The sequence below is a fragment of the Allokutzneria sp. A3M-2-11 16 genome, from assembly GCF_024213555.1.
Lineage (GTDB): Bacteria > Actinomycetota > Actinomycetes > Mycobacteriales > Pseudonocardiaceae > Allokutzneria.
Genome location: NZ_JANAVO010000009.1, coordinates 228,487 through 238,396, shown reverse-complemented (window position 1 = coordinate 238,396; position 9,910 = coordinate 228,487). Strand labels below are relative to the sequence as shown.

The following is a 9,910-nucleotide window of genomic DNA, read 5'->3' as shown; positions in this document are numbered from 1 at the left end:
TCCCGTGCCCCTGAGAGGCCCAAGGGCACGCGCAAGGGGCCCCAGGTCAAGCCGACCCCCACGCTGGAAGCCCAGCGACCCACGCTGGAAATCCAGCCGAGCCCGCTGGAAGCCCAGCCACGCAAGCCGGAAATCCAGCGGACCACCCACGCCCGAAGTCCAACCCCACGGGCGGCGACACCGGCCACCCCGTGGCAAGCTCTGCCCATGACTCGCACGCTGTGCCTCGCCCAGGACCCGGACTCGGACGCCCTGCTGGCCGCGGATCCCCTGGCGTTGCTCTTTGGCATGTTGCTCGACCAGCAGATCCCCATGGAGAAGGCGTTCAAGGGGCCCAAGGTGATCGCCGACCGGATGGGCGCGCTCGACGTGCACCGGATCGCGGAGGCGCCGGAGGCGGAGTTCGTCGCGATCGCCTCGGAGCCGCCCGCGATCCACCGGTTCCCGGGGTCGATGGCGAAGCGGCTGCAGACGTTGGCACGGTTCCTGATCGAGCACTACGACGGTGCGGTCGAGAACGTGTGGACGCGGGAGGACCCGGACGGCAAGGAGGTGCTCCGGCGGCTCAAGGAGCTGCCGGGGTTCGGGGACCAGAAGGCGCGGATCTTCCTTGCGCTGCTGGGGAAGCAGCTCGGGGTGGAGCCCAGGGGCTGGCGCGCCGCCGCCGGGGCCTACGGTGAGAAGGACTCGCGTCGCAGCGTGGCCGATGTGGTGGACGCGAAGTCGCTGTCCGAGGTGCGCGAGTTCAAGAAGGCCGCCAAGGCCGCCGCGAAGCAGGGCTGAGACAGCCAGGGCGAGACAGCGAGGGCGAGACGAAGCGGGCTGAGCCGTCCGGGCGCAGCCCGATCAGCCTGTCGGGCCCCTCGCGGCTGCTGCCGTTGACGTAGGTGCGACGGCCAAGCCGCAGGGTGGACCATTCCGCGTCCGCGGCATCCCGGCGGTTGCCGGAGTGGTATTCGAGTGTGCTTGTTTTTGCTGGCGCCAAAGGGGAATCCCCTTCCGGGCCCCGGGGGGATACCCTGGTCGTGAGAGCGCTCCCGCATGCTTTTCGCGGTCGTCAACCCGACCAACGTCGGTTGCCCCGTGGACCGAATGAGTCCACTGTGGACATAGACCGGCGTGCCATAGTGGATCTTTGTGGCGACGGTTGGAGGACACTGTGTTCGAGCGCATCCTGCGGCTGGTGGACGAGGTTCCGGAGATCGACCGGTTTCTCGGCGTTGACGACCTTCTCACCGGTATCAACGCCGTCGCCGAGCAGTACCGCGACTGCACGTCAGTGCGGCGGATCGGCACCTCCCGGCTCGGTGAGCCGCTGTGGTCGCTGACCGTCGAGGGCGGCCCGAGGCAGGCGGTGGTCTTCGCCGCCGTGCACCCCAACGAACCGGTGGGCGGGCAGACCGCGCTGCACCTGGCCAGGACCCTGGCCGCGGACCCGGAGCTGCGCGCGGACCTGGGCCACACCTGGCACGTCATCCCGTGCATCGACCCGGACGGGACACGGCTGAACGAGGGGTGGTTCGAGCCACCGCTGACCATGCGCCGCTACGGCAGGAACTTCTACCGGCCAGCCGGGCGTGAGCAGGTGGAGTGGTCCTTTCCCTTGGCGTACAAGGGAGTCTTCTTCGACGCGGTCATCCCGGAGACGGTCGCGCTGATGCGGCTGTTCGACGAGGTCAGGCCGGATTTCATGTGTTCGCTGCACAACGCCGAGTACGGCGGGGTGTACTACTACGCCGACTCGACCACTCCGGAGCTCTCCCGCGCGCTGACCGCGATCCCGGAGCACCTCGGCCTTCCCTTGCAAACGGGGGAGAACGAGGAGCCGTACATGCGGGAGCTGGCGCCGGGCATCTACCTCGGGCTCAGCGCCCGGCAGAGCATCGACTACCTGGAGTCCATCGGCCTCGACCACACCGACTACGAGGCGGGAGACTCCAGCATGTCCTATGTGGAGCGTTATGGAACCCGTTATCTGGTAAGCGAAGTCCCGTACTGGACCAATGAGGACTCGCGGGACACCACGCCGCTGGACGTCTCCTACGCCGCGGTGTTGCGGGAGCGGGCGAAGGAGCTGATGGAGGCGGACCTGGTGTTGTCCGGGTTGCTGGCCTCCGTGCAGGGCGACCTGTCGGCCCGGTCGCCGTACCGCCGCGCGCTCAACGCTTTCCTGCCCGGACTGGCCAAGCAGTCCAGGATCGCCTCGGCCGCCGCCGACGCCCCCGGCGCGGACCGGACCGCCGTGGTGTCCGAGCGGTTCCACTCCGCCGAGGTGCTGCAGTCGGTCCGGATGCGCCTCGGCGGCATGCTTTTGTCCACTTTGGACGGTGAGCTGGCGGTCGGCAACGGGACCCCGGCCATCCGCGCCGCGCACGCCGAGCTGACCGGGGTGTTCGAGCGGTGGGCCGACCTCGCCGAGGCCGAGGTGCCCGCGACCGCGATCCCGATCCGCAAGCTGGTCGCGACCCAGTTCGGCGCGATCCTGGCCTCGGTGGCGACTCCACGGTAACGCTGCCGTATCGAAACTTGTCGCAAATCCGGTCAACGCTGGTCACCCCGGCCGTGAGATCGCTCTACTGACGAGTATGAGCGGTTACGGCTGGGCGCACGGAGTGCTCGACGAGGCTGTCCTCGGTGGTACCGCCGCCGAGGACATCCGGTACTACCTGACGTCGCTGACCGCCAGGCGCTACGAGCGGCTCGAAGACTCCGACCAGTCGGACGTGTTCACGCCCGCGGACGTCGCCGCCACGATGTCGCTGAGCCTGCCGTGGCACGGGATCGCCGCGCTGGAATGCCTCTCCTCCAGGTTCGGCCAGCTCAGCGCCCTGCTGGCCGAGGTCGCGCACACGCCGATGCACGAGTCGCCCGCAGCGGCCTACGCCCCGGACGGTCCTGTCGACCGCCTGTGGCAGGCGCTGGCCGAGACTCCAGGGATCGCGGCACCGGTCGCGGGGAAACTGCTGGCCCGCAAGCGACCGCACCACGTTCCCGTCCACGACCCGGTGGTACTGGACGTGCTGGGGCGGCCGGAGGATTTCTGGCAGTGCCTGCACTCCTGGTTCGCCGCTGATCCCGGCCGCGCGCAGCGGGTGGCCGAGATACGGGCGGACGCGGGGATGCGCGAGGGCACGAGCCTGCTCCGGTGCGTGGACATCGCGCTCTGGATGTTCGGAAAACGTCTAAACGTAGCGACTTCCGCGCTGCGTTCGGCGACCTGACGGATAAGGTCCTCGGAATCGGCCGCTCTCCGGGGGAATCAAAGTCGTGACTATCGCCCTTCTGCTGTCCTTGGTCGCGCTCGCGCTGGTGGACAGCACGAGCTTCGGCACGCTCGGCGTCCCGATCTACCTGTTGCTGGCGCTCAAGGACCGTCCGGTCGCGCGGATGGTGGTCTACCTGGCCACGATCTCGGTGTTCTACTTCGCCGTGGGCGTCGGGCTGATGCTCGGCCTGCGCGGTGTGTTCGACCAGTTCGGCCAGCTGCTGGAGGGGCGGACCGGCTACTGGGTGTCGGCCGTGGTCGGTGTGGCGATGTTCGTGGCGAGCTTCTGGTTCGACCCGAAGCGCCGCAAGCCCAAGCCCGCGCGGGAACCGAAGGTCGGCGGCAGCCTCTTCTCGATGGTCGGCCTCGGCGTGACGGCCGCGCTGATCGAGGTCGCCACGATGGTGCCGTACCTCGCCGCGATCGGCATGCTCACCAATGCCGGGCTCGGGCCGGTGACCTGGGTCCCGGTGCTGGCGGGCTACGTGGTCGTGATGATCCTGCCCGCGTTGCTGCTGCTCGTGGTGCGGGCGCTGGCGTGGACGTGGCTGCGGCCCAAGCTGGAGCGGCTGCACACGTGGATCGTGCGCAACAAGACCGAGGCGATCGGGTGGGCGCTCGGCATCGTCGGCTTCCTGCTCGCCAGGGACGGGATCGTGAACCTGTTCTTCAAGTAGCGTGGGCGGGTGCAGGAGAACACCTCTCGGGACGTCTACGGCAACCTTGTGCAGGCTGGGGTCATCCACGGCGATGTCCACCTGCACGAAGGCCCGAAGAGCGTTGCGCGGCAACGGCTCCGGCGCGCTCTTCGTGATGCGGTGGTCACCGTCGACGGGCTTCGCGGAGTCGCCGTCGAGCCCGGGGTCGCGCTCGTCCGCGGGCCGGACGGGCTCGCGTTCGTGCAGGCCGAGACTCGTGCATGTGCCTGCCTGCACCCGGAAACGCTCTCCGGTGACGAGCTGATCCGGCTCGACGCCGAGCCCGGGGCACCGGTGCTGAACATGCGCACCGGTGGTGTGTGCGCGCTGGTCGGACCGGATGGTCCGATCGCGGTGCCAGAGCTCAGGGACAGCGCTCGCGAGTGGCTGGACCTGCTGGAACCGGAGCAGCTCAGCGCCGGTGGCTGGCGGCACGTCGGCCCGGTGCTGCGCGGCTACCTCGACGCCGTGCGCAAAGCCGATCGCGATCACCCGTATCCGAGCGTCCGGCACGCGGCGCCGCCGCTGTCGAAGATCTACCTCACCCGCCAGGCGACCCGGCAGGCCGAGGACGGCGACGACGAGGCGCTGGAGCGGGTGGACGCGGACAGCCTCCTCGAACGGCACGCGGGCGTCCAGGTGCTGGGCTATCCGGGAGCCGGGAAGTCCAGCCTGGTCAGGCACATCGCGGCCACCACGGCGGAGCGCTGGCTCACCGAGGGCGACGGCGCGTTCGTGCCGGTGCCGATCACCGCCGACGTGCTCAGCCAGGACCGCACGCTGCCGGACGCGCTGGCCGACGGCGTGGTGCGGGGGCTGAGCCACGGGCTGGACCGCGGCGCCGCTGCTGGAGCTGTTCCGCGCCGAACCGCTGCCGGGGGTGCCGTGGCTGGTGCTCGTGGACGGGCTGGACGAGGTGCTGGAACCGGCGGCGCGGCACGCGGTGCTGCGCAGGGTGGCCGACCACCGCGAGAACCCCGCGTTCCGCTTCCTGGTCACCAGCCGCCCCCTGAACGACCGCGGGTTGATCAACAGTGCGCAGTTCCCGACCTACGTGATCGAACCGTTCAGCGACACCGAACTGCACGCGTTCGTCGCGGGATGGTTGTCCGCCAGGGAGATCACCGACCCGGAGCGCGCCGCGACCGACTTCGTGGCCCGGGTCCGCCGGACGAAGCTGCACGAGCTGGCCCACGTGCCGTTGATCTCCACCATGCTGTGCCTGCTGTTCGCGGAGAAGCCCGACGCCGAGCTGCCGGACAACCAGTCGCAGCTGTACCGGGAGTTCGTGTCCTGGCTCGTGGTGAAGCTCCGCGAGGCCGATGCACGTGGTCAGCTGCGCGATCGCGTTGCCTCGTACGGGAAGCGTGCGGAGGAGGCGGCTGACGCGCTGCTCGAACGAATCCAGGAACTGTTCCAGGACATGGCTTTCGGGCATCAGCAGCTGGGCGACGATCGCACGTTGATCGAGCACGCGCTGGCGTGGCGGGGCGTGCAGCCGCCAGAGGGGGTGCCGCAGCGGGAGTGGGCGGAGGTCATCGCGGACGCGCTGCGGATCAGCGGCTTGGTGGTGCAGCGGCGGGAGGACTGGCGGTTCCTGCACCAGACCGTCGAGGAGTACTTCGCCGCCTGCCACCTCGCGGCGCGGCATCCGGACCCGCGTGCCTGGGCGAGCCGGAAACTCCTCGCCCCGCAAAAGGAATGGCCGTGGCCGCAGTTGGAGGTGATGGTCTTCCTGGTGGCGCGATGGGCCGAGGCGGGCAAGGACGTCAACCACAAGCTCGCGCGGTTGCTGGGCTGGCGGCACCGTGAGCACAACATCGGCTTCATCGCGCAGCTCGTGCGCAACGGGGTGGCGGTGGCCCCGCGCATCGTGGCGCGCGCGGTGAAGCTGCTGACGAAGGAACTGTCCAAAGAGGACGCTTCGCGGAAGCGATGGCATGACTTCGCGGGGTGGTTGCGCGACATCGACCCCGAACTCGCCACCCGAGAGGTGACGCGGGTGGTGCTGGGGCCCGCCCAGGAACACCGCCGCTTCGACGCGATCCGCTGGCTGCTGGTCAGCGTTCCGGAAGCCGGGGTCGCGCTGGCGCTGCGCTTCCTCGCGAACACGAAGAACGGCATGACGGCGCGGAGGGCGCTCGACCGCCAGCTCGGGGAGCTTGATCGAGGGCTGGCCAGGCGGTTGCTGCACAAGGTGGCTCAGGGGGACGAGCGCGACGCGGTGCGGTTGAAGGCGGCGGAGTTGCTCAAGCGCGTCGACGCGGACCTGGCCGCCGAGACTTTCGCGAAGCTCGCGGAGGCCCCGGAAACCAAGGTGGCCAGCCGATTGCTGGCCGCGCGGGCGGCGTGGGAGGCGGTGCGGGACAGTGACCGGACGTTCTCCGTGCTGGCCGAGCTGCTTCGGACGCCCGATCCCGCGTGGACTGATGCGGCCGACTTCGCGGTGTCGGTGTCCGCTGTGCGAGCTGAAATGGTGTTGCGAGGGCTCGCCGATGACGAGGTGACCGATCGGAATCTGCAACTCGAAGCCGCCCTGTTCCTGGTGGAGCGGCTTGATTTCGACAACGGGCAGCTGTTGCGGCTCGCATTGGACCGCAGGCTCGACCGCGAGCTGCGCGTGCGAGCCGCCGGTGCCGCGGTGATCGAACGGGCGGACGCCGTCGCGATCTTGTCGGGAGTGGCCGACGGGTGCGGGCCGGGCGACCAATACCTGTTCAAGGTGCTGGAAAAGCTGGCACTGATCAACACCCAGGCCGCCGTCACGCGGCTGGTCGAGGTGGCCGAGAACTCCCGGTACCCCGACGCGGACCGGATGCGGGCGGCGGGGCGGCTCCGGCAGCACCTCTCCGCGGACAAGCTGGCCAAGCTCTACGCCAGCCTCGGTCAGGTCCGGCTCGGTGCCGCGCTGGAGCTGCGGCGACGCAAACCCGGGGACGGCAACGACGAACTGGAAAGCCTTGCCATGGACCGCGGCGTGCGTGACGAGATCCGGCTCGAAGCCGCGATCGCACTGCACTCGAACCGGTACAAGCGCGGCCAGGTGGCTCTGCGCGAGATCGCGGCAGACGTCAACGCGTCGAAGTCGGTCCGGCGGCGGGCGGCGGAGCTAGCGGAGAAGTGAGCACGTAGTGGTTCTCGCCCTCGTCCATCGTGGCGAGGACCGCTTCGCCGCTGGGCAGGACCACCGTCCACCAACCGGGCGGCTCGTCGGAGCCGTAGAGCACGTTCGCGTCGAAGTGGGCGGCGAATTGCTCGGCGAACTCGCGGCGGCCGACGCGGTCGACCAGCCTGCCCTCGATGCCGATGTTGAATCCCATCGCGAAGTCGCCGGACACCTCGTGGTAGGTACAGAACGCGGCGAACACCGTGTCCCCCATGTCTTCGTCGATGCGGTCTTCGTGGCCGAGGAACAGCTCGTGCTCAGCGATGTCGAAGCAGCCCAACAGGAACGCCCGCAGCTCGGCGGCGGGGACGAACCGGGAGGACAGCCCGTCGTAGCCGGTCGCGGCGGTCATGACGCGCTCGACAACGCGGCGGCCCGGATTCCCAGTAGCAGCGGCACCGATCCATCATCGCGCACCCGGTGCGGCAGGCTCGGCGCGGCCAGCAGCTCGTGCCCGGCGCGGAGTTCTCCGCCGAGTGCGGGCAGATCAAGTTCGATCAGCACCTGCGCGGAGCTGTACAACCGTTCCGCCCTCATGGGTTTGCGCCCGCGCACCTGATCGCTGCTCACGGCGAGCGTGGTCATGCCGAAGAACTCCGGTTTGGCGCCGCGTTCCATCCAGCGACCGAATCCGAGCACGTGCGTCGCCCGCAGCTCCTCCCGCTTGATCCCGGTTTCCTCCAGCAGTTCCCGCTCCATCGCGGTGCGCACGATGGCGGTCAGGTCGGCGTTGTCCTTGGCGTCACGCGGTTCCAGCGTGCCGCTCCCCGCGGGCGCGAGCAGCAGGGGACTCGCGGAGTTGCGCTCCGACTGCACGATGGCCAGCAGGAACCCGTCGCTGGTCATGACGATCGTGCTGACTCCGACGAGATCGGCCAGTGTGCTCGCGGACAGCGGTGGGCAACGGTTCCCCATGCATGCCAAGCACAGTGCCGTTGAACAGCAACCGGCCGCGGGCCTGGAGCGGCAACACGTGCGGGGCGGTCGCGCGCAGTCGCGCGGGAAGGCGGTAGGGCTCCTCGTCGATCTCGACGGTGAACCGCCTCGTTCGCAGCGCCTTGTCCATCTCCGCGCTCAGCATCACCGTGCCACGGTTGGGAATGTGGAGGTAGTGGGCGTCGGGATAGGACACGGGCGGTTGCAGCTCCGTGGCGGGGAACGGCGCGGCGATGGTGGAGAAGTCGTAGGCCGACCACCTCGCGTTGAGCAGCCGGACGTCGCGGATCAGCGTGATCGTGCCGAGCAGCACCGCGATGACCGACAGGGCCAGCCCGAGCGCGCTGGGCAGCAGGGTGACCACGCCGAGCACGACCCCTGTCGCCGACAGGAGCACAGGCCACTCCCTCGACAGCAGGAAGGCGAGGTAGTCCGTCCTGGTCCTGGTCCGGCTGAGCAGCTTGGGCACAGTTGATCACTCTAGGACCCGCTGACCTCGGGTAGCCGGATTGTGGTGATCCCGCCGCAGAGCCGTTGCGCGCGGAACGGGAAGATGTCGCGCATGGGCGATCTCGAAGAGTGGCTCTCGAAGCCCGACCCGCGCTTATCGACCGTCCGCGACACCGCCCTCGCGGTGGTCGCGGTGTGCGAACTGCTGATCATCACCTGGCCGACGACACCGAGGGCGTTGTCGTGGCTGACCAGCCAGTCCGCCGTGTGGTGGGGAGCGGTCGGCACCTGGGTGGGCGCGTGCGCGACCACCGCGGCCGTCGTCGCCGCGCTGTGGATCGCCGGGCGCGACGCCCGCGTGCGCGAGGCCGAGCGCGCGGACCGGGACAAGGCGCAGGCGCGGCTGCTCGTGGTCGTCATGGCCAACCGGGGCCAGTTCGTGACAGTGCGCGTCGAGAACCACAGCGCGGCACCGCTGTTCGACGTGACGCTGACGCACGTGGAGCCCGCTCTGGGATGGCGCTTCGGCCCCTCGACGGTGCAGCGGCCCAGTCAGGACATCCTCAAGGCGGGCGAGCACTTCCAGCGCAACATAGAACTGCTGGGCGGCAACGGGGAACCGCAGCGCGTCCCCGACCTCGGGTACAGCTTCACCTTCGAGTTCGTCGACAGCGCGGGACTGCGCTGGAGCCGGCGGGACGACGCCGAACCCCAGCGCGTCCTCGCCGCTACCACTGGTTGACGTGCAGCACCTCGTCGAGCGGCTGACGCGGGGCGGGCTTGAACGTGGTGCCCGTGTAGTGCGCGGTCGGGAGCAGCACGCCCTGGTGCACGTCCTCCGGGATGCCCAGGACGTCGGCGACCTCGCGCTCGTAGGTCAGGTGCAGCGTGGTCCACGCCGTGCCCAGACCGCGCTCGCGCGCCGCGAGCATGTAGCTCCACGCCGCGGGCAGCACTGAGCCCCACAGCGCGGACTGGTTGCCGGGGGAGAGCGACGCGGAACCCGTGCGTGCGCACGCGATCACCTGCACGGGCACCTGGCCCATCACGTCGGCGAGGTACGCGACGCTGTCGTGCACGCGCTGCTGGACCTTCGAGCGCTCCGCGTCCTCCGCGTGCAGCTTGCCCGCGGCGCCGGGGCCGTCGAGGTACTGGTGGCAGGCCCGCTGGTAGATCTTGCCGATGGCGGCCCGCTTCTCGGCGTCGGTGATCACCACGAAGTGCCAGCGCTGCGCGTTGGACCCGCTCGGCGCCTGCAACGCGATCTCCAGGCTCTCCCGGACCAGCGCGAGGTCCACGGGCCGTTCGAGGTCGAGCCTGCGCCGCACCGACCGGGTCGTCGTCAGCACCTCGTCGGCGGAAAGCCGCTGGTAGGTCATGTTCTCGCCCATCTCG

At 69.6% G+C, this 9,910-nt stretch carries 11 protein-coding genes; 6 read left to right on the top strand and 5 right to left on the bottom strand.

What is annotated here, in order from left to right; all coding sequences use genetic code 11:
* Positions 1–207 precede the first annotated feature (207 nt).
* From NLX83_RS32105 to NLX83_RS32090, 4 genes are all read left to right on the top strand, one after another.
* Entirely contained in the window at positions 208–783 is a 576-nt protein-coding gene (locus tag NLX83_RS32105) for an HhH-GPD-type base excision DNA repair protein (protein WP_254238983.1), read from the top strand.
* A gap of 376 nt (positions 784–1,159) precedes the next feature.
* Entirely contained in the window at positions 1,160–2,509 is a 1,350-nt protein-coding gene (locus NLX83_RS32100; RefSeq protein ID WP_254238974.1) for a M14 family zinc carboxypeptidase, read from the top strand.
* Positions 2,510–2,585: 76 nt separating this feature from the next.
* Positions 2,586–3,221, top strand: a complete 636-nt coding sequence (locus tag NLX83_RS32095) for a DUF6308 family protein (RefSeq protein WP_254238973.1) — start codon at positions 2,586–2,588, stop codon at positions 3,219–3,221.
* Positions 3,222–3,267: 46 nt separating this feature from the next.
* Complete coding sequence (locus tag NLX83_RS32090; protein WP_254238972.1) at positions 3,268–3,942, top strand: GAP family protein; 675 nt, start codon at positions 3,268–3,270, stop codon at positions 3,940–3,942.
* Between the two features lie 668 nt (positions 3,943–4,610).
* Here the strand turns inward: NLX83_RS32090 and NLX83_RS41400 are convergent.
* Complete coding sequence (locus NLX83_RS41400; RefSeq protein ID WP_256564731.1) at positions 4,611–4,742, bottom strand: hypothetical protein; 132 nt, start codon at positions 4,740–4,742, stop codon at positions 4,611–4,613.
* A gap of 101 nt (positions 4,743–4,843) precedes the next feature.
* On the opposite strand from NLX83_RS41400, the gene NLX83_RS32085 reads away from it, so the two are divergent.
* Positions 4,844–7,087: an NACHT domain-containing protein gene (locus tag NLX83_RS32085; protein WP_254238971.1), complete on the top strand. Its 2,244-nt coding sequence runs from the start codon at positions 4,844–4,846 to the stop codon at positions 7,085–7,087.
* Here the strand turns inward: NLX83_RS32085 and NLX83_RS32080 are convergent.
* The 3 genes from NLX83_RS32080 to NLX83_RS32070 are packed head-to-tail and all read right to left on the bottom strand — an operon-like array spanning position 7,035 to position 8,534.
* Entirely contained in the window at positions 7,035–7,481 is a 447-nt protein-coding gene (locus NLX83_RS32080) for a hypothetical protein (RefSeq protein WP_254238970.1), read from the bottom strand. The genes NLX83_RS32085 and NLX83_RS32080 overlap by 53 nt on opposite strands.
* Positions 7,478–7,975, bottom strand: a complete 498-nt coding sequence (locus NLX83_RS32075) for a hypothetical protein (protein ID WP_254238969.1) — start codon at positions 7,973–7,975, stop codon at positions 7,478–7,480. Before NLX83_RS32075 ends, NLX83_RS32080 begins: the two co-directional genes overlap by 4 nt.
* On the bottom strand, positions 7,872–8,534 hold the full coding sequence (locus NLX83_RS32070; RefSeq protein ID WP_254238968.1) for a hypothetical protein: 663 nt from the start codon (positions 8,532–8,534) through the stop codon (positions 7,872–7,874). Before NLX83_RS32070 ends, NLX83_RS32075 begins: the two co-directional genes overlap by 104 nt.
* A gap of 93 nt (positions 8,535–8,627) precedes the next feature.
* Between NLX83_RS32070 and NLX83_RS32065 the strand changes: the two genes are divergently transcribed.
* Positions 8,628–9,257 (top strand): hypothetical protein, encoded by a 630-nt coding sequence (locus tag NLX83_RS32065; RefSeq protein WP_254238967.1) that lies wholly within the window; start codon positions 8,628–8,630, stop codon positions 9,255–9,257.
* Here NLX83_RS32065 and NLX83_RS32060 read toward each other — a convergent pair.
* On the bottom strand, positions 9,244–9,906 hold the full coding sequence (locus NLX83_RS32060; protein ID WP_254238966.1) for a nitroreductase family protein: 663 nt from the start codon (positions 9,904–9,906) through the stop codon (positions 9,244–9,246). The two genes, NLX83_RS32065 and NLX83_RS32060, sit on opposite strands and share 14 nt — an antisense overlap.
* Positions 9,907–9,910: the final 4 nt, after the last annotated feature.

What these genes read in the sequence shown, in the direction of transcription:
- NLX83_RS32075 (WP_254238969.1), bottom strand. Translation starts at nt 7,975, where the DNA reads ATGACCAGCGACGGGTTCCTGCTGGCCATCGTGCAGTCGGAGCGCAAC.
- NLX83_RS32065 (WP_254238967.1), top strand. Translation starts at nt 8,628, where the DNA reads ATGGGCGATCTCGAAGAGTGGCTCTCGAAGCCCGACCCGCGCTTATCG.
- NLX83_RS32080 (WP_254238970.1), bottom strand. Translation starts at nt 7,481, where the DNA reads ATGACCGCCGCGACCGGCTACGACGGGCTGTCCTCCCGGTTCGTCCCC.
- NLX83_RS32105 (WP_254238983.1), top strand. Translation starts at nt 208, where the DNA reads ATGACTCGCACGCTGTGCCTCGCCCAGGACCCGGACTCGGACGCCCTG.
- NLX83_RS32095 (WP_254238973.1), top strand. Translation starts at nt 2,586, where the DNA reads ATGAGCGGTTACGGCTGGGCGCACGGAGTGCTCGACGAGGCTGTCCTC.
- NLX83_RS32060 (WP_254238966.1), bottom strand. Translation starts at nt 9,906, where the DNA reads ATGGGCGAGAACATGACCTACCAGCGGCTTTCCGCCGACGAGGTGCTG.